A 23,791-nucleotide genomic window follows, 5' to 3' on the forward strand; every position below is an offset into this window, starting at 1 on the left:
GGGTGAAAGGAGCCGGCCCCGTCCCCGGGCCGGCTCCGCCATTTCTGGCTATGGCCGTTCGAAAACCAATCAGGTTCCGAGAAATCTGCGTTGCAAAAGGTCAGCTATTGCGGTGCGGTGGGCTTATCCACCAGCCTCTCAACCAGTCGCCTGAGTTCCGAAGGTGTCGTGTGACCGCCGACGATCTCATGGTAACTGATGCCAGCACGTCGCAGCGCTTCCTTTTTGACCGCATCACGTGCTGCTGCTGTGCCTTGGTGATGCGCATGGCCTTGGTATTCGAGCGCATGTCGAGGCAGACAAGTCTCGTCCACAAGAAGAAGGTCCACTCGTTTCGAGTTGATGCAGCTGTAGGCGTCAGCGTTCGCGCTGCGCAAAATTTCGCCCAGTGACACTTGGGCCATCACCTGCCATCCCGGATTGCAGCTGATCACCATGCGATCAAGTTCCTTGAAGACGCGCACTTCACTCCTGTTGAGGAGCGGTTGAATAGTGAAGCTCGCACCCATGACGATCCGCAACTGGTCAGCAGGATCAGTCGGTTTCGGTGGCGCGGAAACAGGCTTCGGGGCAACCCATGGGCCGCTAAGAATGTCGCCCCCTCTGCGCTCTCTCGCCCAGCGCCTGCTATTGCTCTCCCTCCATGCCTGCCTCCGTTTCCTCGATAGGAGACGTTCCAAGGCCATACCAATGAAGACGCCAGCTAACAGAATGCAAATTAGCGAAAGAATTTGCTGCGTTTGCTCACTGAGCTGGAATGGCATGCCGGAAAGCTACCTCCGCGATGCAGATTATTATTCAGCGATGACTTATATCAGCAATCCGTGAAATGGTATGCGCATCGTCGACCTACTGGACGCATCGGACGACCGCCTTTCCACGCGCAGGGGATCGGGGCAATATAGGCCGTTGGTTTTCGCCTTCTGGAACACGGCGATGTTGGAAATCCCGGAAGATCGATGCGAGCGTCATCGCCTCTTCAAGGCGATCGACGATGCCTTCAAGGCCGGCGACTTCGACGGCCTCGGTCTAGCCTTGGGCGGCTCTTCCCGATGGTTCGACGAGCGCATGCCGTTTGAGTTCGGCCTTGGGCATCCGCTGGAATATGCGATCTATTGGAGCCCCGTCAGCTTCATCTCGATCTTGCTGGAGGCGGGCTCGGATCCGAATTATCAGGATCATGGCGGGTTTCCGTCCATCATTGCGGCGCTGTCCACCGATCGCGCCAATAGGCTGGACATCGTGCGGGTGCTGATCGAAGCTGGCGCCGACCCCAACATGCGGGGCGTCAACGACTGGACTCCGCTGCACTATTCGGTGGCCATCCGCAGTGTCGATGCGATCCGCCTGCTTTTGGCGGCGGGCGCCGACCCGGCGCTCGAAACCCGCATCGATGACTACAGGACCGCGATCGAGGAAGCCGAGATTGCCGGCTTTGAAGGCGGTGCTTCCTTGCTGCGCGATGCGATGGCTGGGCGCAACTGACGGACAGTGAGTTGAGGCGCTAAGAAACCAGCAAATGCCAGGCTAGCCTCAAACCTTCTTCAACCCCGCCTTGAAGCGCTTGCCGTTGGCGACATAATGCGCCGCCGAGCCGCGCAACCTTGCCACGGCCGCGTCGTCCAGCACCCTGATCGCCTTGGCGGGCGAGCCGACGATCAGCGAATTGTCCGGGAATTCCTTGCCCTCGGTAACCAGCGCACCGGCGCCGACCAGGCAATTCCTGCCGATTTTCGCGCCGTTCAGCACGATGGCGCCCATGCCGATCAGGCTGTTGTCGCCGATCGTGCAGCCATGCAGCAAGGCGCGGTGGCCGATCGTGCAGCCTTCGCCGATCGTCAGCGGAAAACCGGGATCGGTGTGCATGACCGTATGTTCCTGCACGTTGGTGTCGGCACCGATGACGATGGGCTCATTGTCGCCGCGGATGACGGCGCCGAACCAGAAGCCGGCATTGCGTCCGACCCTGACGTCGCCGATCAGCGTCGCATCGGGTGCGATCCAGTTCGAGTCCGCATCGGCGAAGCTGGGCTCTGTTCCATCGATCGCATAAAGCGGCATTCCTGGTCTCCGAATCGTCTCAAGCTGGCAGCTCGGACCCTAGGAGACGGACCGACCATGAGGCAATGGCAAGCACGACGACGCCCAGCGCCAAGGTCCACGCAATTGCCGTGCAGCCGCAGGACATCAGCGCCAACGTTGAAATGCGGCGCTGACGCCGGGCATCGATGGCGTCGTTGACCAGCATGAACGGTCCCGCACAGGCCGTGGCGAGCAGCGAGCGCAAGACATGTGACGGCGACACATAGGGTTCGGTGAAGGCGACCTTGCGGCCCGACACCAGTTCCATGGCCGATCCGGCCAGCCCGCAGGCCGTCAACCCGACGGCAAAAGCAAAGAGTGTGAATTCCAGCGGTCCCATCTTAACTTTCCGTTTACCATGAAATTGCACAGTCGTTCCATGCAGGCTGCAAGAGCCATGCCGTGCGATGTGTGCCGCCCGGGGACACTGCAGGCGGACGGGCGGCCCGAGATCCGAGGACTGAGATGAAGCAGGCAGCGCTCGCCAACGAACTCACCGTGGTCGATTCCAGGCTGATGAAGCGGGTGCTCTACGGGTTCGCGGTGCTCGCCCTGTTGTCGGTGGCGATCAGCCTTGCCGGCAAATGGTTCGGCCATTCGATCGCCATGGCCGGATACACCGACGACGCAACAGCCCACCAGGTGGTGATCGGCAACAATGTCATCACGGTCCTGGCCAATGCCATCCGTTTCGCCCAGGCCCGGCGCGACGGCATCGCCTCGCGGCTCGACCTCTATCTGCGCTATCCCCAGATGGACGGCTACAGCGAGGCCGCGCGGGATGATTTCAACCATACGGGGACAGCCAAAAGCATCGTCTTCCTGTCCTTCGAACAGCAGATGATGTCGCGTGACATGAGCGGCCGCTTCGCGCCGATCTACAGCGCGCTGATCATCCGACCCGGCACTGCCGGGCCTGGCGGCACGATGATTTATGGTTTCAACGAGAAATCAGGCTATCTGAACGAGGTGCTGGTTGTCGGCAATCGCCCCGGCAAGGAGCCGTTCGTGGCCCGTTGCCTGAGCGGGCCGAGTGCCGACCAATCGCTGGCGCCCTGCGAGCGCGACATCCAGGTCGGCGACGAACTCAGCCTCACCTATCGCTTCCCAAGGGAGTTTCTGGGCGATTGGCAGGCGCTCGACGCGGCAATCGCCACCGAAGCCGGGCGCGTTCTGAAGGCGGGACGTTAAGAACGCTTCAAGGGAACCGGCTGGCCGGCTGCATGAAGCCGGCCGACCGCAAGATTTGCTGGCTCAGGCCAGATCGATGTCGAGAATCGCCATCGAAAAATTGTAGTCGCCGTCGTCCTCGTCCTTGAAGACGATGCCGAGGAATTCGTCGCCGACATAGACCTCGGCCGAATCGTCCTTGCGCGGCCGCGCCTTGACCTCAAGCTTGGGGTTTTGGAAGACGCGCTTGAAATAGGCGTCCAGCTTTCTGATTTCGTCCGGCTTCAACAGTCTTCTCCGATCATCGGGCTTGCTCGTTCGAACGCGCTTCTGGCACGTCGACAATGGCGATGTAAAGGCAAGCGGCCTGATTAAGGTCTGTTGATATTCACGTGAGGCCGGCCTGCAAATGGCGGTTTCCTGCGCTTCCCAGTTCTACCGCGTCGCGGTAGAACTGTGCTCACGTACCCAAACGTACGCTCCGCTCCGGTTCTCGGAACCCACCATTTTCGGCTCGGCCTGACCTGAATCTCAAAAGACCTTGGGCGAGAACAATCGCCCATGTCTGCCCACGGCCTCAGGCAGCGGACATATGACGATCAGATGTCGAAACTGACGACCTGATCCATCGTCTGCGACGGCAAAAGCTGGTCCATCTGGCGCGACGGCTGATCGCAGCCGGTCTCGCCGACGACGCGGGCCGGCACGCCGGCAACCGTCTTGTTGTGCGGCACAGGCGACAGCACCACCGAGCCGGCCGCTATCTTCGAGCAATGGCCGATTTCGATGTTGCCGAGTATCTTGGCGCCGGCGCCGATCAGCACGCCGTAGCGGATCTTGGGGTGGCGGTCGCCGCCGGCCTTGCCGGTGCCGCCCAGCGTCACGCCATGCAGGATCGACACGTCATCCTCGATGACCGCGGTCTCGCCGACCACGAGGCCGGTTGCGTGGTCGATGAAGATGCCCTTGCCGATGCGGGCGGCCGGGTTGATGTCGGTCTGGAAGACCGAGGACGAGCGGCTCTGCAGATAGAGCGCGAAATCCTTGCGCCCCTGGTTCCACAGCCAATGCGCCAGCCGATGGGTCTGGATGGCGTGGAACCCCTTGAAATAGAGCACCGGCATGATGAAGCGGTCGCAGGCAGGATCGCGATCGTAATAGGCCTGGATGTCGACACGTACCGTCGTCGGCCACTCCTTGTCGTCGGCCAGCATGGACTTGAAGGTCTGGCGGATGAGATCGGAGCCGATGTCCTGGTGCGCCAGCCGCTCGGCCAGCCGATGAATGACTGCTTCTTCCAGGCTGTCCTGGTTGAGGATGGTCGAATAGAGGAATGCAGCGAGCAGCGGGTCGCGGTTGACAGCCTCCATGGCCTCGTCGCGGATCGAACGCCAGATCGGATCGACCGGCTTCAATGCGCTGTGTCGGGAAATGCTGATGCTGTTCATCGCCGTCTCGTCCTGCGTCCTGCCTGGCTTGCCTGTTGTGCTTGCCTGCTGCCCGGCCGCACATATAAGCCAGATCATAGCACGATTGAACTCAATTTTCCTTAGTGCTTTGTCAAATGGATTTGGTTCGCGGGAATTCAAGCAGCCATGGAAAACGAACCCTTGATCGACGACGCGCTGAAAAGCGAGCTCTCAGCACTCTACCGGGCACAGGGCCGCCACTACCACAACCTTGCCCATATCGAGGCGATGCTGGCGCTGGCTGGCGACTATCGAAGGTTGCTGGCCGATCCCGAGGCGATCGAAGCGGCGATCTGGTTCCACGATGCCGTCTATGACAGCAAGGCCAAGGACAATGAGGCGCAAAGTGCCGCCCTTGCCGAAAAAAAGCTGGCGGGCCGCGCAGATCCTTCACGTATCAACCGCATCTCGGCAATGATCGTCGCCACCGCCACGCACCAGGTCCCGCCGTTCGACGACGCGACGGCCACACGGGACGCAAGTCTTTTCCTGGATATGGACCTGTCGATCCTGGGTGCCGCACCGGACGCCTTCGACGCCTATGAGCGCGCCGTGCGGCGCGAGTACCACTGGGTGGAGGAGCCGATGTGGCGAGCCGGACGCAGTGCGGTCTTGAAGAGTTTCCTCGCCCGCCCGCATATCTTCCACACGCAAGAGTTTCGCCAGCGCTTCGAACCGCAGGCCCGGGAAAACATCGCGCGATCGCTGGCGGCCCTTGCAAACGGCTAAGGACAATCAGGATAGGCGCCTATCACGATGCCAAGCAGCCTCGTCCCCGACTACGGCACTGCTTCTCGCTGCCCTGGCCCTCCGCTCAGAGCGGATTTTCGGCATAGAACTCCAGCACGCGCTGCTTGAAGGTCTTGTCCCCGACGGCCAGCATATGGTCCCGGCCCTCGATATGAAAAGCGCTGGCGTTCGGCATCAACGCTGCAAGCTCATCGGGCGAGCCGCCTATGTCGTCGGTGGTTCCGACGGCGACCAGCGTCGGCTGGGCGATGCGGGCAACATCCTGCTCGCTCAGCAATTCGCGCGATTTGGCGATGCAAGCCGCCAAGGCACGGCGATCGCTGCGGGTCTGGTCGGCGAAGGCGCGAAACGACCGGCCGCGCGGATGGCTGGTCGCGGCCGGATCTTCGGCAAGCAGCGCGTCGGCAATCGGATCCCAATCGCCGACACCGTCGATCATGCCGATGCCGAGGCCGCCGAAGACCAGCGTCGCCACCTTGTCCGGATCGGACAGCGCCATGAACGCCGCGATGCGCGCGCCCATCGAATAACCCATGACGTGGGCGCGCTCGATGCCGAGATGGTCGAGCAAGGCAGTGGCATCGGAGGCCATCTTGACCGGCGTATAGTCCGCCTCATCATAGCTCTTGGACGACGCGCCGTGGCCGCGATTGTCAAAGGCGATGGCGCGGTAACCGGCATCGTTCAGCGTCTTGAACCAGCCGGGCGACACCCAGTTGACATAGTGGCTCGAAGCGAAGCCGTGGATCATCAGCACCGGATCGCCCTCGCCCGATTCCGGCTGGCGGTCGAGGAAGGCAAGGTCGAAGCCGTCATGGGTGAAAGACTGCATCTGCGATCCCGCCTGTGTGCTCAACCGCCACCGCCATTGGGTGCATCGCCATTGTCGGCTGGTGGCATGCCGGGGCCGGACACCGTGCCCACCGCCGGATGGCGCAAAAGGTCGCCATACTCGATGCCGTTCCTGGCGGCAGTGCCTGCCTTGAGCTCAAGCACGAAACGCACCGGTACACCAGGCGAAATGACGGCGTCTGATTGCGGCTCGCCGTGCTTGACCGCCCGGATCTTGCCATCCTGGCCGACAAAAATCAGATCAAGCGGCATCGGGGTGTTGTGCATCCAGAAGCCAACCTGCTGCTGGACCTCGAAGACGAACAGCATGCCGTGGTTGTCCGCCATATCCTGGCGATACATCAAGCCAGCCTCGCGCTCCGCGGCGGTGTCGGCGACTTCGATGGAGAAAGAGCGATCACCGCCTTTCGTCACCACGACCAATGGCGCCGGATCGGCCGGAAGGATCATTGCCCGGCTGTCCGCCGAGGTCGGCTTTTCGGAATAGAAGTAACCACCGGCGGCGGCGATGAAGGCAATCGCGCACATCGCGCCCGCGGTCAGCCAGTTCCTGTAAGCCATTCGAGATCCTCGGCCGGAAACGCCTTAGTGCGAGACCGGCAAGGTCCCCATATCGGGGTGAATTTCGGCGGCCATAAGGCCTTTGTCGCCGCGCCCGAAACGAACCAGCACGACCTGTCCGGGCCGAAGCTCGGTGATACCGTAACGGCGCAAGGTCTCCATATGGACGAAGATATCCTCGGTACCCTCGCCGCGGGTGAGAAAACCAAACCCCTTGGTGCGGTTGAACCATTTCACCAAGGCGCGTTCGAGACCGCTCTCCGGCGTCACCGCGACATGGGTGCGCTGCTCCTGCATCTCGGCCGGGTGGACCGCGGTGGTGACATCCATGGAGAGCACACGGAAGGCCTGCAATCCGCGCTCGCCATGCTTGACGAGGCAGACCACACGCGCGCCTTCCAGGGCCGTCTGAAAGCCGTCTCTTCGAAGACATGTCACATGGAGGAGGATGTCGCCCGAGATGCCGTCATCCGGGAGGATGAAACCATAACCCTTGGCCACATCGAACCACTTGATGGCGCCGGCTACTTCGAGCAGATCAGAAGCGTCGCCGCCTTCGTCACGCTGCAAGGCGTCGCCAAGGGTTCCGTCCCGCCCCATGAAAGAGGCCTTTTCCCCCATAAGAATGCCCCCTCTTTTCAAGAACACCGCAACTGATTCTTGCCAACAGATTAACACTGCGGCTTCCGGTGTGTGCAAGACCTGCCGTGCCTTTTTTCACGGTTCATTGGGGCAATACCGGATTTGTTCTTTGCCGGCATTGCGCACCGCCGCACGATTGCCCTTTGACAGGGCCGACCCTATGTTGCGCCGCAACGCAATTTATCGAGGAAATCACATGCGCTATCTGCACACCATGATCCGTGTCGCCGACGTCGATGCCTCGCTCGACTTCTACTGCAATAAGCTCGGCCTCAAGGAAGTGCGCCGCTACGAAAACGAGCAGGGCCGCTTCACGCTGATCTTCCTCGCCGCACCGGAAGACGAGGAGAGCGGCATCAATGAAAAGGCACCGCTGGTCGAACTGACCTACAATTGGGATCCCGAAGACTACAAGGGCGGGCGCAATTTCGGCCACCTCGCTTATGAGGTCGACGACATCTACGCCACCTGCCAGCATCTGATGGACAATGGCGTCATCATCAACCGGCCGCCGCGCGACGGCAACATGGCTTTCGTCAAGTCGCCGGACGGCATCTCGATCGAGCTTTTGCAGAAAGGCCCGGCCAAGGCCAAGGCCGAGCCTTGGGCTTCGATGGCGAACACCGGAAGCTGGTAGCCGATCACGCTGTCTTGAGCGGACAATGCCAGGCTGACGGCCCCGCTACCGTTTGGTTTTTCAGGGGCGGCGCCTATCTGTCTGGCTGAGGCGCCAGGCTTGGGCCGGCGCCCAGCCATGCAAAAGGGCGCTTGCCCAGGAGAATTCATGCCGACCAGCCATGCCGACGTCGCCACCGAACATGCCAGCCGCTACCTGCAGCAGTTGTGCAAGCACTGGGCACACAAATTCCCGGTCGAGTTCGATCCCACCCATGGCACCATCGATCTCTCAATGGGCCGTACCGTCATGGCTGCCGATGCCGCAGCGCTGCATATCACGGTGTCGACTGACGAAGCAGGATCGATCGAGCGCCTGGAAAGCGTTGTCGCCGATCACATCAAGCGCTTTGCTTTCCGCGAAGAACTGACCTTCGACTGGAAACCAACTTCCGCCTAGCCAGCCAACTACTTCTCACCGGCGTGTGCAGCCATCTCCAGCAGCGCCTGCACCGAGCGCCAATTGCGCGCGGTACCCGGCACTTTCAGCGTGCGCGGGATCAGCCCGGCAAACACCGATTTGCCCAGCCCATTCGGTGCGCTGAGGTAGAGCACATCGCCCTTGATCTCGAAGCGTTCGGGGCCGGTGCACTTTTCGGTCAGCCGCGCCACCTCATCGGCGGTCGGCTCGCGTTCCAGCACATAGGCGTGCAGCTTCGTGTGGTCCGCGGCAATTTCCGGATAGGGATTTTCGCGCACCAGCTTCTCGAACCAGGAGAGATCGCGCACCATGATGCGCGAATGGAACCCCCATTTCGTCTCGAAGGCTGCTTCGAGCAGGTTCGCCAGTGCCGCCGCGTCGCCTTTCTTCGCCCGGAACACGGCATTGCCGCTCTGCACGTAGGTGGCGACGTCGGAAAAGCCGAGGCCCTCGAAGAACGACCGCAGCTCCGCCATCTTGACGATGCGGTTGCCGCCGACATTGATGCCGGAAAACAGCGCGACGAAGATTTTTCCCGGATCAACCATTCGATCGCTCATATGATGAACCCGGCCAGTGTCTCGTTGTCGGTGATGTCCTGATACTGAACGCCCTCGGCCTCGAACTTCGCCTTGAGCAGATCGAAATTGCGACGGTCCCTGGTTTCGATGCCGATCAGCACCGAACCAAAATTGCGCGCCGATTTCTTCAGATATTCGAAACGGGCGATGTCGTCGTCGGGTCCGAGCAGTTCGAGGAAATCGCGCAGCGCGCCCGGCCGCTGCGGAAAACGGATGATGAAGTATTTCTTCAGACCCTCGAAGCGCAACGCCCGTTCCTTGACGTCCGGCAGCCGCTCGAAATCGAAATTGCCGCCCGAAACCACGGCAACGATCGTCTTGCCCCTGATCTCCTTCTTGGAGAAATCCTTGAGCGCATCGATCGCCAGCGCGCCGGCCGGCTCCAGCACGACGCCTTCGACGTTGAGCATCTCGATCATGGTGGCGCAGAGCCGGTTTTCCGGGATCAGCCGCACCGTGTCGGCCGGAAAATCCTTGAGATGACGCAACGGCTCGCGGCCGATCTCGGCCACCGCGGCGCCATCGACGAAATTGTCGACCTTGGCGAGCTTGAGCCGTTTCCCCGCCGCGAGGCTCTCGCGCAGGCTCGGCGCGCCTGCCGGTTCGCAGAAGACGAAGCGTGCTTCCCTGCCCTGATCGGCGAAATAGTGGGTGACGCCCGCGGCAAGTCCGCCACCGCCGACCGGCAGCATGACGATATCGGGCATGCGGGCCCCCGGCATCTGGTCCGCGATCTCGTAGGCGACGGTTGCCTGGCCCTCGATGATGTCCTTGTGATCGAAAGGCGGCACCATATGGGCGCCGGAACTGTCGGTGAATTCCAGGGCAGCGCGATAGCAATCGTCGAAGAAATCGCCGACCAGTCTGATCTCGATGAAATCGCCGCCGAACAGCCTGGTCTTGTCGATCTTCTGCTGCGGCGTCGTCACCGGCATGAACACGACGCCTCGCCTGCCGAAATGGCGGCAGACGAAAGCAAAGCCCTGCGCGTGGTTGCCGGCGGACGCGCAGACGAACAGTTCGGCCTCGTTGCCGGCCGCCAGTGTCTTGCGGAAGAAATTGAAGGCGCCGCGGATCTTGTAGGAGCGGACCGGCGACAGATCCTCGCGCTTCAACAGCACCCGCGCACCGGTCTTTTTCGACAGATAGTCGTTTTCCTGTAGCGGCGTTTCAGGGAAGATCTGGCGGATCGCGGCGGCAGCGGCAGCAACGCGGGAAGAGAAACTGTTCATCGGAAACCACCCCTGGGGAAAATCACCTTGCGTTGCATGCTGTCCGCGGATCTCTATCATTAATCGGGTCGCGAACGTTCGGTTGTTGAGCGCCATGACCAGGTGCGGCGCGAGCCCGCCTATCACATATCCGGCTCCCCAGCGCCATCGTCCATCATTTACGTCCTTCCGGGCGGAAATTTTGCGAAATATTTTCAGCTACTTGCGGGTGCATTCTCATGCCCCCTCGCATCGGGCGGTATGAAATCGCTATCTCCGCGGGGATTGGAGGGCCGGCGGCGACGCCGCTCATTGCGCACATCACGCAGGCGTTTCCCGCCATTTTGGCTTTCGCGCAACACTGCGATGGCCGCAGCGGGGCGCCGATCACATTTCGACTCGACAGGACTTAGTTCTGCCGCACTCTGCCTGTCCGGGAGGTATCGTGAGGATAGACAGGCCTTTCGGCCGGAGTTGGAAATTCAGGCGTGCCTTTGAAGAAGATTTTTACCGTTGTCCTGGCCTTGTTCGTCGCCGGCTGCGCCGGCCAGCAAACACAGGAATTGCTTGGCAGCGCCATGGTGTCCGCGCCGGTGACGGAGATCGCCGGCAACCACTCGATCTTCATCGCCACGACGCGCAAGAAATCCGACGATCCCAACAAGGTTTTCGACGGCGAACGGTCGGCGACGCTGAACTATGCCCGCGTCAACGTCACCGTTCCGGGGCTTCACAAGACCGGCCAGATCGAGCGCCGCTCGCGCGGCAAGTCGGACGACCCGGCCAAGTATTTCATGGCTTCCGAGGTCGTCGGCTACGACACGCAGCCGAAATTCTCCAGCGCGCTCAACGCCGACATCGCGGCGCGCGGCGGCCGCGTCATGGTCTTCGTGCATGGCTACAACACCGGCTTCGATGCCGCCGTCTATCGCCTGACCCAGATCGTCCATGATTCCGGCTATCCCGGCACGCCAGTGCTGTTTTCCTGGGCATCGGGCGCCAGGACCACCGACTATGTCTACGACAAGGAAAGCGCCAGCGCTGCCCGCGACCAGTTGGAGGTGACGCTCAGGATGCTGGAGCAGTCCGGCGCGCGGCGCATCGACATCGTCGCACATTCGCTCGGAACCTGGGTCACCATGGAAACGCTGCGCCAGATGGCCATCACCGGCGATCGCGATCTCGGCGGCAAGCTCGGCGACGTGGTGCTGGCCTCGCCCGACATCGATGTCGACGTGTTCAAGAGCCAGATGCGGCGCTATGGCAAGCCCGACAAGCCGTTCATCCTGCTGTTATCGGACGACGACCGTGCGCTGCGGCTCTCCGGCCTGATCGCCGGTTCACGGCCGCGTGTCGGCGACTACAAGGATGCCGCCGATCTTGCCTCTTATGGCGTGACGGTCGTCGACCTGTCCAAGGTCAAGGGATCGGACAGCTTCAACCATACGAAGTTCGCCGACAATCCGACGCTGGTGAAGATGATCGGCCAGCGGCTGCGCGAGGATGACGGCTTTGCCAGCGACCGTGATGTCACCGACCGCATCAGCCTGCTTGGCCAATAGGTGCGGTCTCGCGGCCATGCCTGCCCGGCATCGCGGACGTATGGATTCACTTTGAACTGGACCGCGCCGGTCTCTGGCCTTATCGGAATAGCCAGCGACGTCACGCGTTTGACGTCCCCTTTTGCGGGAGCCTGCGTGTGACCGTGCGTTCGAAGAGCTACCTCGTCGTTGCATTGGCGCTCGCTGTCACCGGCTGCGCTGGCGGAAAAACGCACGACCTGCTCAACAGGACGACGGTCTCGGTGCCCGCATCCGACATCGCGGCCACGCATGAAATCTTCGTCGCCACCACCCGCCAGAGGGCAACAAAAGAGCCGCGACAGGTTTACGACGGCGATCGCTCGCTGACCACCAGCTTTGCCCGTGTCGACGTCACCGTTCCCAAAAGCCATCAGGTCGGCGCCATCGAGCGGGCCAAGGGATCGGCAAACAGCAATCCTGCCAAGGATTTTACCGCCAAGGACGTCACTTTCTATGAGGGCGCGCCCCAGTTCGCCAAAGCGGTCGGCGCCGACATTTCCATGCGCGGCGACCGTGCGCTGGTTTTCGTGCACGGCTTCAACAACGGTTTTGACGACGGCATCTACCGGCTGACGCAGATCGCCCACGACACCAAATATCCCGGCACCCCGGTGCTGTTCTCCTGGGCTTCGAGCGGCAAGACCACGGGTTATATCTACGACAAGGAAAGCGCCAACGCAGCGCGCGACGACCTCGAGGCGACGCTCCGGATGCTGGCCAAGACAAAGGTCAAGAGCATCGACATCATCGCCCATTCGATGGGAACCTGGGTGACCATGGAGGCGCTGCGCCAGCTTGCCATCACCGGCGACCGGGATCTCGGCGGCAAGCTGGGCTATGTCATCCTGGCCTCGCCCGACATCGATGTCGACGTCTTCAAGAAGCAGATGATCCGCTACGGCAAACCCGACAAGCCGTTCGCCATCCTGCTCTCTGCGGATGACCGGGCTCTCAAGCTCTCGTCCCTGATCTCGGGCGACAAGCCGCGCGTCGGCGACTACGGCAACGCTGCAGACCTCGCCAGCTATGGCGTGTCGGTGGTCGATCTTTCCCAGGCCAAGGGCGGCGACCGCCTCAACCACGCCAAATTCGCCGACAACCCGATGCTGGTGCAACTGCTCGGCGACCGGCTGCGGGCGCCGGCGGGCCTCGCCTCGGACGAACCCGACCCGACACAGCTCAACAATCTCGGCCAGGGCCTCGGCAAGGCCGTCGGCTCGGTCGCGGAAATCGTCATTACCACGCCGTTCAAGGTGCTGACCATCGCCACCGGCGGGTGAGCCAGCGGGCGGCATTGGCCATAGGATTGTTGAGATTCGGGTCAGGCCGAGCCGAAAGTGGTGGTTTTCGAGAACCGGAGCGGAGCGTACTTAAGTACGTGAGCACCGGAAGCGCAGAAAATCGCTAGTTGCAGGCCGGCATGGCCTGAATATCAACAATCCTAGACGAACAGATCGACCTTCTGGAATGTCGTCACATCGATCAGGCCGACGTCGGAGATCCTGAGCTCCGGAATGACGACCAGCGCCAGCAGCGAGTGCTGCATGTAGGCGTTGTTCAGCGAACAGCCCATCTTGCGCATCGCCTCGGTGAGCTTCTCGGCCTTGGCCGCGACGATTTCCGCCCGTTCGTCCGACATCAGGCCTGCGATCGGCATTTCGACCAGCGCCAGTTCCTTGCCCTTGGAGAACAGCACGACGCCGCCACCGACCGCGCCCAGACGGTTTACCGCCAGCGCCATGTCCTGCTTGTTGGTGCCGACGCAGATGATGTGGTGGGCGTCATGCGCCACGCTGGACGCCATGGCGCAGTCGCCCATATAGCCGAAGCCCGAAACGAAGGCGTTGGTGACGCCGCCCGTGCCCCTGTGACGCTCGACCAGCGCGATCTGGCAGATGTCGTTGCGGCGGTCCATTGCGACCAGCCCGTCCTCGACCGGCAGATCGGCCTCCAGCGCGCGCGTCGGCGCCTGGTTCTCGATGACGCCGATGACACGCACCCGAACCTCGTTGGCGCCCTTGGGGGCGGCGATATCGAAGTCGTCGCCCTTCAACTTCTTGCCGAGCTTGACGGTGTTCTTCGCCGTCCGGGGGTAATCATAGGCCGGAATGTCGATTTCGAGCTTGCCGCCCTTGGCCACCCTGACGCCGCGTGCATAGACCTCGTCGATGGTCATTGCGGCGAGATCCGAGACGATCAGCAGGTCGGCCAGCCGGCCCGGCGCGATCGAGCCGATCTCGCGCTCCAGTTTGAAATGCTGGGCGGTGTTGAGCGTCGCCATCTGGATCGCCGTCACCGGCTTCAATCCCTGTTGGATGGCGTGGCGCACCACGCGGTCCATATGGCCCTCCTGGACCAGCGTGCCGGAATGGCTGTCGTCGGTGCACAGGATGAAGTTGCGCGGGTCGATTCCGCTCTCCGTCACCGCCTTGATCTGCGAGGCAACGTCGTACCAGGCCGAGCCCAGCCGCAGCATCGCCTTCATGCCCTGGCGCACGCGGGCGATGGCGTCCTCGGCGCGCGTGCCCTCATGATCGTCCTCGGGGCCGCCGGCGACGTAGCCGTGGAACGGCAGGCCGAGATCGCGCGAGGCATAGTGGCCGCCGACCGTCTTGCCTGCATGAACCGTCGCCGCGATCTCGCCCGACATCACCGGATCATTGGCGACGACGCCGGGAAAGTTCATCACTTCGCCCAGGCCGATAATGTTCTCCCAGGTCATCGCTTCCGCGACATCGGCGACCGTCAGCTCGGCGCCGGCATGTTCCAGCCCCGGCGCCGAAGGCACGCAGGACGGCATCTGCACATGCACGTTGATGGGCATGGCGACCGCTTCGTCATGCATCAGCCGCACGCCGGGCAGACCCAGAACATTGGCGATTTCGTGCGGGTCGATGAACATCGAGGTGGTGCCGTGCGGAATGACGGCCCGGCAGAACTCGGTCACCGTCACCATGCCGCTCTCGACATGCATATGCGCGTCGCAGAGGCCGGGCACCAGATAACGCCCGCCGGCATCGACCACCTTGGTGCCCTGGCCGATTGCATGGCTGGCATTCGGCCCGCAATAGGCAAAGCGCCCGCCGGCAATGGCGATGTCGGTGCCGGCGATGATCTCGCCCGAATGAACGTTCACCCAGCGGCCGTTGCGCACGACCAGGTCAGCGGGTTTGCGCCCCACGGCGACATCGACCAGATGTGTCGCCATCTCGGTCCACGGTCTGGGTTTTGCGGGCGTTGCTTTCGTCATTGGCGATTCCTCGGTTGCCGCCAGTCTCGCAAATGTCGGCGGGCGCCGCCAGAGCCGTCGGTCCGACATACCGCGTCAGGGCGAGCTTGTTGACTAATCCGGCTGGAAGGCGATGCTGACCGCGAACCGAACCATATGAGGGAAGACATGACCCGTTTTTGGAAAGCGTTCGCCATCGTTATCCTGTTCGCAGCGTCGACCACTTCTGCCGTGGCCGAGGAACGTTGGCAGACCTTGCCGGAACCAGCGGCCATGCCCAAACCCGATCAGAGCGGATATGCGCCGGTGAACGGCATCCAGATGTACTACGCCGTTTTCGGCGCGGGCGATCCGGTGCTGCTCATCCACGGCGGCCTCGGCCACGGCGACATCTGGGCCAGCCAGGTGGCCACGCTTTCCAAGACGCACAAGGTAATCGTCGCCGACAGCCGTGGCCACGGCCGCTCCACCCGCACCGAGCAGCCCTATGGCTACGACTTGATGGCATCGGACTATCTGGCGCTGCTCGACCACCTGAAGATCGACAAGACCGCGCTTGTCGGCTGGAGCGATGGCGGCATCATTGGTATCGACATCGCACTGCATCATCCGGAGCGGCTGACAAGGCTGTTCGCGCAAGCCGCCAACGTAACCGCCGACGGCCTTGATCCGGGCGTGATGACCAACAAGACCTTTGCCGCCTACATCGACCGCTCCGGCCGCGACTACAAGAAGATGTCGAAAACACCGGACCAGTATGACGCCTTCGTGGCGCAGATGAGCCACATGTGGGAGAGCGAGCCGGCGTGGAGCAAGGAACAGCTTGCCCAGATAACCACGCCGACGGCGATCGTTGCCGGCGACCACGATGAGGCGATCAAGCGCGAACACACCGAATATATCGCCTCCGCCATCCCAGGTGCGAAGCTGTTCATCCTGCCCAACGCCAGTCATTTCGCCATGCTGCAAGCGCCGGATGAATATAGCCGGGCTGTGCTGGACTTCATCGATGCCAAATAGAGGATTCTGTACGGCGACAGGGGGATTGCGATTGCGGCGAATGCGGTTATCCTTCTGACGAGGATCTTTCTGAACCGTCATTTCGGGGAGTTCGATGCGTCGACTGATGGTCGCTAGTGCCGGTTTCCTTGCCGTTCTGGCCGTGCCGGCTTTTGCAGCCGACCCGGCGGTCGACGTGCCGATGACCGCGCCCGGATTCGACTGGACGGGCTATTACGCTGGTCTGCAGGCCGGCTATGGCTGGGGCCAATCCGATATATCGGTGACAGAAGGTGCGCCGTTTTCCATCGCGCCCGACATTGACGGCGGTTTTGTCGGCGGCCACGTCGCCGGCCTGTGGCAATTCGACCAGGCGGTGCTCGGCGCCGAGGCGGACCTCAACTATTCCTCGGTCGGCGGCACGACGGTATCGGCGCTGGGAAGCACATTCGGCACCGACATCAAGTGGTTCGGGTCGGTCAACGCCAAGGCGGGTTACGCCATGGACCGCCTGCTGGTCTACGGCATTGGGGGCGTCGCCTTTGCCGGCATCGAAACATCGCAAGTCGCGGGTCCGGCGTTCGACAGCACGCGCACGAATGTCGGCTGGACCGTGGGTGCCGGCGTCGACTACGCGCTGACCGACAAGTTCGTCGTCGGCGCGCAGTATCGCTACTATGACTTCGGCTCCGAGCACTACGAGGTGGCAGAACCCTTTAACGATCGCGATCAGAACGTGAAGCTGAATACGGTCGGGATCAATTTGAGCTACAAGTTCTGACCAGGCCCAAAATCGCGACGCTGCCGGCCCAGGCGACCACTTGAGGGGCTCTCTTCATGGAAGGGTGGCCGACGCTCCCAGTGGGCGGGGGGAATGGGTTGGGCCTGAGAGGCGCCGGCCTTGGCGGATCAAATCCACCACAAGGCATCCTACCACTACCCGCCGCGCCGATAATTCCGTGATCGCGCCAGTATCATCAAGCCGCCCGGTCTGTTTGCACGTTCGGCGAACGCTCAACAACACGACTTGACGGCCTGTGTCTGGCGTCTGAAAAGGGCTGGCCTGCGGACGTGGCGGAATTGGTAGACGCAAGGGACTTAAAATCCCTCGATCTCTGATCGTACGGGTTCGATTCCCGTCGTCCGCACCACCCTTCGCTCTTCGAGCTTCGGTGGCGTGCCACCCTAAGTTCGTTAGATGAAGGAGTGTTCTCAGGTTCGTACTTCATCCGTTCAGGCGCACCAATTTCACCGGCTACAGCTTGTCGGCATCTCTACGCCTCGAACACTTTCTCAGTGAACCATTCCGCCAACCTGGCAAGCTCCGGTCCCAGCACGCGATCGGCGCCGACAGGCGGCACGATAGCTCTGATTTGATCGACGAAGGAACGCAGTGCCGGCGGCGGCGTCCGTTCGGTGACGTGCAGCGCCTGCGAGGCGATCATTGCCAGCATCGCCATGGCGGCATCGACGCAGCGGCCGGCGGTTGCTTCCTTGGTCCATGCGAAGAACGCCGTCGTGGCGACGTCGTCCTGCCCCGCGCCAGCCGATTCCGTGCCCGGAATGAAGGTGCGCTGTGCGGCCAGCTTGGCCTGCTCAAGATAACCGGTGATCGCCATCGGCACATAGCCGACATTGCCATGGCCATCGCTGTCGGCTGAGTGACGTCCGGTCATCAGCAGATCCGGCAGCAGCGACACCTTGCCGTTCAGAAGCTTCGAGGCGTGGCGGTCGCAGAGCAGGCAGATGTCGGCCCATATCGCCGCCAGATCGTCCAGCGCCGGCGTTGCCATCGCATTGTGATAGCCGCCGGTCGAGATGCAGCGGCCGAGCCGATGTGCATCGTCGGGCGGGATGTAGACGGGATTGTCCGATACCGAGGCCAGCGACACATTGGCCGCCCGCTCGGCCGTCGCCAGCGCACGATGCGCCTGGCCGAGGACGCGCGGCACGATGCGGTAGCTGACCGGCGCCTGATAGTTGCGTCGCCCATCGCCGGCGCCAACCAGAAACTCCCGCAATCCCTGCAGGGCAGCCGTCTCATGCTCATCGCCCCAGAGCGTGTCGAGCGCCGCGTCATAGTGCTCGAGCGGCGCGCGAAACGCTTCGATCGACAGCGCGAACACTTTTTGCGCCATGCGGATGCGGCGGCGCCCCGCGAGCGCTGCGTCGGCCACCAAAGCGGCGGCGCAGGGCGAGCCGTTGATGAGCGAGCCGCGTTCCTTGACCTCGAGGTCGAAGCGCGTCGAAAGTTCTGCAAACAAGGGATAGAGCGCCAGGATCTCACCGGCGCCGCCCTGGCCGGAGGCCGGCACGACAGGCATCGGCTCACCGTCGAGCATCGCGGCCACGGCTAGCGCGATGCGCGGCGTGGTGGCGGCGTTGCCCTCGATGAAGTTTGTCAGACGGGCAAGCACGATCGCCCTGACCACGCGATCCGGCAAGGGATCGCCGAACGAGGTGGCGGCGGCAAACGCCTTGATGCGCGCATGGCGATCACGCTCGTCAGGTTCGAGCTTTCGGCTTGCCAATTCCCCCATGGCGGTTGTGACGCCATAGATGACCGGTGGCGGATCGGATTCGATCAGCTTCAGAAACGAGGCGCGGCATTCGGCGATGCGCTGCAAGGCCTTCTCGCTGATCTCCACCGTGTCCTTCTTCCAGGCGACGCGGAAGACAGTGTCGAGGTTGATGTCGTCACGCGTCGACAGGCTAACTGGCATGCTTCACACCATCGGAAATAAGGGACCTAGTAGAGTGGTTCCTCGAACAGCGTCTTGTCGCCGTCGACCAGCGCCTTGATCTGTGCGGTGCCGTCGCCGGCAAGCGCAAGACGGATGCCGAATGGCCGCACCCGCATGTCGTTCTGGATCGCCATCCCCTCGCCTTCCGGCAGATAGAAGCGCTCGATGCCATAGTCCGGCGCGATGGTCGCCTCTTCGCCGCGAAGGTCCCAGCCTTCGGCGATGTGGCCTAGAATATCGGCCTCGTCGGCGGTTGCCATCGTTGGCGCCTTGCCGAACCAGGCGGCCGTCGGCTGCCAATAGCCGTCGGCGCCCTTCTTCAGGCGCACCACAATCGACGTATCGTCGCTTGAAAATTTGTCGGGCGGAATGTTGGCGATCATTTTCACCGGTATGCGTGAAATCTCGTAGCCCAGGATAATATAGTCGCCGCGCAGGAGGTCGCGCGGATCGACGGGTTCGATCTTCAGCAGCACTTCCTTGCCGTTGCGCAGGATCGCCGCCCGGCCGGCGATGATCCAGCTCAGGAAGCCTATCTGGACGAGCGCCAGCACCAGCGCCGAGATGACAAGCCTTTTCCCGGTGATCATGCCGTGGCTCCCTTGGCGTCTGGGCCCTTCATGCGTTTTTCCACGCGGATGATGACGATCGCGAGGATGCCGAGCAGCACCGCGGCGGCCAGGAAGAAACCGGCCGTATCGAGCATCGATTGCAGGGTCACGACATAGATGATGGCGAGTTCGAAGGCGAAGCCGAGATAGGCAAGCCAGCGTAGCCCACGGCTCTCCCGTCCTGCCAGCACGATCGCGGCGACAACACCGGCCAGCGCGATCGCCGAAGCGAGGGCAAAACCGCTGTTGTAGGTGCTCTCGTCGGCGAGTTCGAACTGGATCATTGCGAGGCCGGTGAGGAAGCCGAGCAGCGCGTGCAAGGGCAAGCGGCCGCCGAGTTGCACGACCCGGTCGACCGGGCCAGGCGCGAAGACCGAGGCCGCGAACAGCAGCGCCGAGGCGACGACCAGCGGGATCGCCACCTGCAGCGTGTCGTGGTTGGTGACCAGCAGCATAAGATAGAACAGCACCGACAGGATAATCAGGTGGCGCGCCGCCTGGCTGCGGGTCCAGAACGAGACGGCAAACAGCACGATCGCCATCACGACGAAGCCGTGCGGAAAATCGCTGCGGCTGTAATAGTCGAAGCCTTTGAGGAACAGCCGGGCATCGGCGATGCCGACCGAAGCCACCGTCAGCGGGTTCGATCGCAGCGCAACCGCCGCCAGCGCCGTGCCGGCGCCCCAGGTCACCAGAGCCGAGGCCTCGTCGCCCGAGAGATGATACATCTGGCCGATCAGCGCGATCGAGCCGCCGAAAGCCGCGGCCGCCACGATCCACAGCGCTTCCCCGATTGCCGCATGGTCGCGGGCCTTCAGCACCGCGCCGCCGACATAGCCGCCAAGGATGACGGCAAACAGCGCCGCCACGCGCGCCAGCCTCGGGATCGCGTCCCAATTGGCGGCGACGAAAATCAGGATGGCGGCGCCGAACAGCAAGGCGGCCATCATAGCCAGGATCGAGCCGAAGCTCAGCGACTTGCGCTCGTTGGCCTCGACATCGCGCGCCAGCGAATCGGCCGTCGCGGCGTCGATCATGCCGGCCTGCTGCCAGCGCGCGATATCCGCCCTGACCCGCGACGAATAGCTCGCCATGCTGCTTCTCCCCCCAGTTTGGTCTTTTTTGCAGCCGATCCGGTCAAGCCGTTGGCGCTAAGGCATTTTCCGATTCGGGTTTCTTTGTGTCAGGTCCGTGAACGCGCGTTAATGCTGCATTGCACAATTTGCATTGCTGCCATGCAGCCATAGCGCTTTTAAATCGATATGGGTCCGCCTATTTATAGTTCGTACACAAACGGAATGATCCGCAAGAAAGACGAAACGAGAACTACCATGAACCTGATCCGCAACTATCGCAACTGGCGCCGCTACAGGGACACCGTGTCCGAGCTGAGCCGCCTGAGCAACCGTGAACTGACCGACCTCGGCATCAGCCGCAGCGACATTCCTTACGTCGCTCGCAAGGCGGTCTAATTCTTCGGACCGCGAATGGTCCGAACCAGTTTTGAAAAAGAGAACGACAATGAACCTGATCCGCAACTATCGTAACTGGCGCGTTTATCGCGAGACGGTTACCGAGCTGGGTCGCCTTTCGAACCGCCAGCTGCATGATCTCGGTATCGTCCGCGACGAAATCAAGATCATCGCCCGCCAGGCGATCTAGACAGAATTTCGCCAGGGTCGACCTCCTCCCCGACCTTGACGAATACGGTCACCCCTTACCTCCTCCCAAGGGTTGACCACCAAAACGGCGCCCGCCGCACCTCCTCCCGCGGCGGGCGTTGTTTCCCGGCAAATCGAATTTTGCCCAAAGGTTTCGCTCCTTTTCAAACAGCGAAAGAGTTTTCGTCAAAGCCGACCTCCTCCCCGGCGATGACGAATCGGCCCGACCTTCACCTCCTCCCGAGGGTTGGCCACAAAAACGGCGCCCGCCGCACCTCCTCCCGCGGCGGGCGCTGTTTCCCAGGGGCAAGACGAATTTTGCTCCAGAGGTTTCGCCCCTTCTAAAAATGGCGAAAGGAATTTCGTCAAAGCCGACCTCCTCCCCGGCGATGACGAATATGGCCGGCCTTCACCTCCTCCCGAAGGTCGACCCCAAAAACGACACCCGCCGGACCTCCTCCCCCGGCGGGTGTTGTTGTTTTCAGGAGGCGCTCCCATCAGCAGCTGTTTGCCCCGCACCGCGCACGGCAATTGCAATCGCCGCACCAAGCGATTATTCCGGCGCTCATGAGCAAAAACCCAATCCACATCATCGGCGGCGGCCTCGCCGGTTCCGAAGCCGCCTGGCAGGCAGCGCAAGCCGGCGTGCCCGTCCTCCTGCATGAAATGCGGCCCGTTCGTGGCACCGATGCGCACAAGACCGATAGCCTGGCCGAGCTCGTCTGTTCCAATTCCTTCCGCTCCGACGACGCCGACAACAACGCGGTCGGCCTGTTGCACGCCGAAATGCGGCTGGCCGGCTCGTTGATCATGAGCGCCGGCGACGCCAACCAGGTTCCGGCCGGCGGCGCGCTGGCCGTCGATCGCGACGGATTCGCCGATGCCGTGACGAAAAAACTCGAAGCACACCCGCTGATCACCATCCGGCGCGAGGAAGTGCCAGGTCTGCCGCCGACGGATTGGGACCAGGCGATCGTTGCCACGGGTCCGTTGACCGCCCCCGGGCTTGCCCAGTCGATCGCGGAAGCGACCGGCGCCGATGCGCTCGCCTTCTTCGACGCCATTGCGCCGATCATCCATTTCGACACGATCGACATGAATACCTGCTGGTTCCAGTCGCGCTACGACAAGGTCGGGCCAGGCGGCACCGGCAAGGACTACATCAATTGTCCGATGGACAAGGACCAGTACCTTGCCTTCGTGCAAGCGCTGGTCGACGGCCAGAAAACCGAATTCAAGCAATGGGAAGGCACGCCCTATTTCGACGGCTGCCTGCCGATCGAAATCATGGCCGAGCGCGGTGTCGAGACGCTGCGCTACGGGCCTATGAAGCCGATGGGGCTGACCAATGCCCACAATCCGACGGTAAAGGCCTATGCCGTCGTCCAGTTGCGGCAGGACAATGCGCTGGGCACGCTCTACAACATGGTCGGTTTCCAGACCAAGTTGAAGCATGCCGAGCAGGTGCGCATCTTCCGCACCATACCGGGTCTCGAAAACGCCGATTTCGCCCGTCTCGGCGGCCTGCACCGCAACACCTACATCAACTCGCCGACCTTGCTCGACGCTTCGCTGCAACTGAAGTCGCGGCCCGGCCTGCGTTTCGCCGGCCAGATCACCGGCTGCGAAGGCTATGTCGAGAGCGCTGCGATCGGCCTGCTCGCCGGCCGCTTCGCCGCCGCTGAACGGCTCGGCCAGGCACCGTCGCTGCCGCCGCTGACCACGGCCTTCGGCGCTCTGCTCAACCACATCACCGGCGGTCATATTGTCTCCGATGACGAGCCGGGAAAGCGTTCATTCCAGCCGATGAATGTCAATTTCGGCCTGTTCCCACCTGTCGAAGCTCCGAAGGCCGAGGGCAAACGCATGCGCGGCAAGGACAAGACCGTTGCCAAGCGGCACGCCATCACATCGCGCGCACGCGCCGATTGCCGGCACTGGCTGGGACTTCCGGCGCAACCGGAAACGGCCGAAGCGGCGGAATAAACAGCTTCGCGTTCTGATTGGACCCCATGATCCGGGACAAAGTCGAAGACGGCTCCTTCGGTTCGGCCAGTGAAGTAATCCGCGCCGCCCTGCCTTCCAGCGCGAGGAGGAAGAGCACGCTGAACGCATGGCGTCCATCAGGGCGCGGGTGAAGGCGTCGATCGAAGACAAAAGCCCCGCTGTTCCGCTCGATGAGGCGATCGACCGGGTAAAGAGCCGGATTTCGCAACTGGCGAGAGAGAGCGATGATCCAGCGTCCCGCCGTCGTTCTTAGCGAAAGCGCGATCTCCGATCTTGAAGCAATTGGCGCCTACATCCTTGAGAGCAGCGGCAGCGAAAACATCGCCAAACGGTTTCGTGGATCGGATAGAAGAGCGCTGCCAGAGTATCGGCAATGCGCCTCGTGGCGGTCGCTCGCGCGACGATATCGTTCGGGGATTACGACCCGTCCCATTCCGAGCATTCCGCCGTCATCACCACCTGACCGAGAACGATGTCATCCGCATCGTCAACATCTTCTATGGCGGTCGCGACTATGAGACGGGATGCGCGACGGCGGGTCGA

General features: G+C 62.3%; 27 protein-coding genes, 1 tRNA gene and 1 pseudogene. 15 read left to right on the forward strand and 14 right to left on the reverse strand.

The annotated features are described in order from the left end of the window. Positions 1-104 precede the first annotated feature (104 nt). A complete protein-coding gene (locus tag LB559_RS26175; protein WP_224675317.1) occupies positions 105-764 on the reverse strand; it encodes a DUF2726 domain-containing protein in 660 nt (219 codons plus the stop codon). A gap of 172 nt (positions 765-936) precedes the next feature. Between LB559_RS26175 and LB559_RS26180 the strand changes: the two genes are divergently transcribed. Beyond that, entirely contained in the window at positions 937-1,485 is a 549-nt protein-coding gene (locus LB559_RS26180; RefSeq protein ID WP_164920046.1) for an ankyrin repeat domain-containing protein, read from the forward strand. A gap of 48 nt (positions 1,486-1,533) precedes the next feature. Here the strand turns inward: LB559_RS26180 and LB559_RS26185 are convergent, their stop codons facing one another. Next, positions 1,534-2,061, reverse strand: coding sequence for a gamma carbonic anhydrase family protein (locus LB559_RS26185; RefSeq protein WP_027160406.1), 528 nt, complete (start codon positions 2,059-2,061; stop codon positions 1,534-1,536). A gap of 19 nt (positions 2,062-2,080) precedes the next feature. After that, positions 2,081-2,422, reverse strand: coding sequence for a DUF6949 family protein (locus tag LB559_RS26190; protein ID WP_224675318.1), 342 nt, complete (start codon positions 2,420-2,422; stop codon positions 2,081-2,083). A gap of 125 nt (positions 2,423-2,547) precedes the next feature. On the opposite strand from LB559_RS26190, the gene LB559_RS26195 reads away from it, so the two are divergent. After that, positions 2,548-3,273, forward strand: coding sequence for a hypothetical protein (locus LB559_RS26195; protein WP_224675319.1), 726 nt, complete (start codon positions 2,548-2,550; stop codon positions 3,271-3,273). Between the two features lie 63 nt (positions 3,274-3,336). On the opposite strand, the gene LB559_RS26200 is transcribed toward LB559_RS26195, so the two are convergent. Together LB559_RS26200 and cysE are read right to left on the reverse strand one after the other, a co-directional pair. Then, positions 3,337-3,540: a DUF3126 family protein gene (locus LB559_RS26200; RefSeq protein ID WP_013531334.1), complete on the reverse strand. Its 204-nt coding sequence runs from the start codon at positions 3,538-3,540 to the stop codon at positions 3,337-3,339. Between the two features lie 311 nt (positions 3,541-3,851). Next, a complete protein-coding gene (cysE, locus tag LB559_RS26205; RefSeq protein ID WP_013531333.1) occupies positions 3,852-4,700 on the reverse strand; it encodes a serine O-acetyltransferase in 849 nt (282 codons plus the stop codon). 147 nt (positions 4,701-4,847) lie between these two features. Between cysE and LB559_RS26210 the strand changes: the two genes are divergently transcribed. Continuing rightward, a complete protein-coding gene (locus tag LB559_RS26210) occupies positions 4,848-5,450 on the forward strand; it encodes a hypothetical protein (protein WP_224675320.1) in 603 nt (200 codons plus the stop codon). Positions 5,451-5,535: 85 nt separating this feature from the next. Here the strand turns inward: LB559_RS26210 and LB559_RS26215 are convergent, their stop codons facing one another. From LB559_RS26215 to LB559_RS26225, 3 genes are read right to left on the reverse strand one after another with little or no spacing between them, the layout of a single operon-like run. Further along, positions 5,536-6,303 (reverse strand): alpha/beta fold hydrolase, encoded by a 768-nt coding sequence (locus tag LB559_RS26215; RefSeq protein ID WP_164753911.1) that lies wholly within the window; start codon positions 6,301-6,303, stop codon positions 5,536-5,538. Between the two features lie 20 nt (positions 6,304-6,323). Beyond that, positions 6,324-6,884 carry a DUF192 domain-containing protein gene (locus LB559_RS26220; protein ID WP_027160409.1) on the reverse strand — a complete coding sequence of 187 codons (561 nt, stop codon included), beginning with the start codon at positions 6,882-6,884 and terminating at the stop codon, positions 6,324-6,326. A 24-nt stretch (positions 6,885-6,908) separates the two neighbouring features. Then, the gene (locus LB559_RS26225) at positions 6,909-7,505 is read right to left on the reverse strand and encodes a cold-shock protein (RefSeq protein ID WP_063168103.1); all 597 of its coding nucleotides are present in this window, start codon (positions 7,503-7,505) and stop codon (positions 6,909-6,911) included. Between the two features lie 217 nt (positions 7,506-7,722). Between LB559_RS26225 and gloA the strand changes: the two genes are divergently transcribed. Together gloA and LB559_RS26235 are read left to right on the forward strand one after the other, a co-directional pair. After that, positions 7,723-8,163, forward strand: coding sequence for a lactoylglutathione lyase (gloA, locus tag LB559_RS26230; protein WP_013531328.1), 441 nt, complete (start codon positions 7,723-7,725; stop codon positions 8,161-8,163). A gap of 147 nt (positions 8,164-8,310) precedes the next feature. After that, the gene (locus LB559_RS26235; RefSeq protein ID WP_127366976.1) at positions 8,311-8,601 is read left to right on the forward strand and encodes a DUF2218 domain-containing protein; all 291 of its coding nucleotides are present in this window, start codon (positions 8,311-8,313) and stop codon (positions 8,599-8,601) included. An 8-nt stretch (positions 8,602-8,609) separates the two neighbouring features. Here the strand turns inward: LB559_RS26235 and LB559_RS26240 are convergent, their stop codons facing one another. Together LB559_RS26240 and ilvA are read right to left on the reverse strand one after the other, a co-directional pair. Next, positions 8,610-9,170, reverse strand: coding sequence for a DUF1697 domain-containing protein (locus LB559_RS26240; protein WP_024503867.1), 561 nt, complete (start codon positions 9,168-9,170; stop codon positions 8,610-8,612). An 8-nt stretch (positions 9,171-9,178) separates the two neighbouring features. Continuing rightward, entirely contained in the window at positions 9,179-10,435 is a 1,257-nt protein-coding gene (gene ilvA / locus LB559_RS26245; RefSeq protein WP_024503866.1) for a threonine ammonia-lyase IlvA, read from the reverse strand. 467 nt (positions 10,436-10,902) lie between these two features. Here ilvA and LB559_RS26250 point away from each other — a divergent pair, with 467 nt between their 5' ends. Together LB559_RS26250 and LB559_RS26255 are read left to right on the forward strand one after the other, a co-directional pair. Then, entirely contained in the window at positions 10,903-11,976 is a 1,074-nt protein-coding gene (locus LB559_RS26250) for an alpha/beta hydrolase (protein WP_013531324.1), read from the forward strand. 137 nt (positions 11,977-12,113) lie between these two features. Continuing rightward, the gene (locus LB559_RS26255; RefSeq protein WP_024503865.1) at positions 12,114-13,277 is read left to right on the forward strand and encodes an alpha/beta hydrolase; all 1,164 of its coding nucleotides are present in this window, start codon (positions 12,114-12,116) and stop codon (positions 13,275-13,277) included. Between the two features lie 161 nt (positions 13,278-13,438). Here LB559_RS26255 and ade read toward each other — a convergent pair whose 3' ends face one another. Then, positions 13,439-15,247, reverse strand: coding sequence for an adenine deaminase (gene ade, locus LB559_RS26260; protein WP_127369396.1), 1,809 nt, complete (start codon positions 15,245-15,247; stop codon positions 13,439-13,441). A 147-nt stretch (positions 15,248-15,394) separates the two neighbouring features. Between ade and LB559_RS26265 the strand changes: the two genes are divergently transcribed. The 3 genes from LB559_RS26265 (at position 15,395) to LB559_RS26275 (ending at position 17,376) form a co-directional block, all read left to right on the forward strand. Next, positions 15,395-16,246, forward strand: coding sequence for an alpha/beta fold hydrolase (locus LB559_RS26265; protein WP_224675321.1), 852 nt, complete (start codon positions 15,395-15,397; stop codon positions 16,244-16,246). A 94-nt stretch (positions 16,247-16,340) separates the two neighbouring features. Beyond that, positions 16,341-17,006: an outer membrane protein gene (locus tag LB559_RS26270; protein ID WP_013531320.1), complete on the forward strand. Its 666-nt coding sequence runs from the start codon at positions 16,341-16,343 to the stop codon at positions 17,004-17,006. 284 nt (positions 17,007-17,290) lie between these two features. Further along, positions 17,291-17,376 (forward strand) — tRNA-Leu (locus LB559_RS26275). A gap of 123 nt (positions 17,377-17,499) precedes the next feature. On the opposite strand, the gene LB559_RS26280 is transcribed toward LB559_RS26275, so the two are convergent. From LB559_RS26280 to LB559_RS26290, 3 genes are read right to left on the reverse strand one after another with little or no spacing between them, the layout of a single operon-like run. Then, complete coding sequence (locus tag LB559_RS26280; RefSeq protein ID WP_027160416.1) at positions 17,500-18,948, reverse strand: aromatic amino acid lyase; 1,449 nt, start codon at positions 18,946-18,948, stop codon at positions 17,500-17,502. A gap of 26 nt (positions 18,949-18,974) precedes the next feature. Next, entirely contained in the window at positions 18,975-19,559 is a 585-nt protein-coding gene (locus LB559_RS26285; RefSeq protein WP_063168109.1) for a GDYXXLXY domain-containing protein, read from the reverse strand. Then, a complete protein-coding gene (locus LB559_RS26290; protein WP_224675322.1) occupies positions 19,556-20,674 on the reverse strand; it encodes a DUF2157 domain-containing protein in 1,119 nt (372 codons plus the stop codon). Before LB559_RS26290 ends, LB559_RS26285 begins: the two co-directional genes overlap by 4 nt. 237 nt (positions 20,675-20,911) lie before the next feature. On the opposite strand from LB559_RS26290, the gene LB559_RS26295 reads away from it, so the two are divergent. The 5 genes and pseudogenes from LB559_RS26295 to LB559_RS33195 all read left to right on the forward strand — a co-directional run. After that, complete coding sequence (locus tag LB559_RS26295) at positions 20,912-21,052, forward strand: DUF1127 domain-containing protein (RefSeq protein ID WP_013531315.1); 141 nt, start codon at positions 20,912-20,914, stop codon at positions 21,050-21,052. 49 nt (positions 21,053-21,101) lie between these two features. Beyond that, positions 21,102-21,242: a DUF1127 domain-containing protein gene (locus tag LB559_RS26300; protein ID WP_013531314.1), complete on the forward strand. Its 141-nt coding sequence runs from the start codon at positions 21,102-21,104 to the stop codon at positions 21,240-21,242. A 566-nt stretch (positions 21,243-21,808) separates the two neighbouring features. Next, positions 21,809-23,227: a methylenetetrahydrofolate--tRNA-(uracil(54)-C(5))-methyltransferase (FADH(2)-oxidizing) TrmFO gene (trmFO, locus tag LB559_RS26305; RefSeq protein ID WP_224675323.1), complete on the forward strand. Its 1,419-nt coding sequence runs from the start codon at positions 21,809-21,811 to the stop codon at positions 23,225-23,227. 26 nt (positions 23,228-23,253) lie between these two features. Continuing rightward, complete coding sequence (locus tag LB559_RS26310) at positions 23,254-23,379, forward strand: type II toxin-antitoxin system ParD family antitoxin (protein ID WP_224675324.1); 126 nt, start codon at positions 23,254-23,256, stop codon at positions 23,377-23,379. A gap of 205 nt (positions 23,380-23,584) precedes the next feature. Next, positions 23,585-23,704 (forward strand): annotated as a pseudogene (locus LB559_RS33195) (hypothetical protein); the annotation flags it as partial. Positions 23,705-23,791 lie beyond the last annotated feature (87 nt).

The sequence above is a fragment of the Mesorhizobium sp. BR1-1-3 genome, from assembly GCF_020165455.1.
In the GTDB taxonomy this organism is placed as follows: Bacteria; Pseudomonadota; Alphaproteobacteria; order Rhizobiales; family Rhizobiaceae; genus Mesorhizobium; species Mesorhizobium ciceri.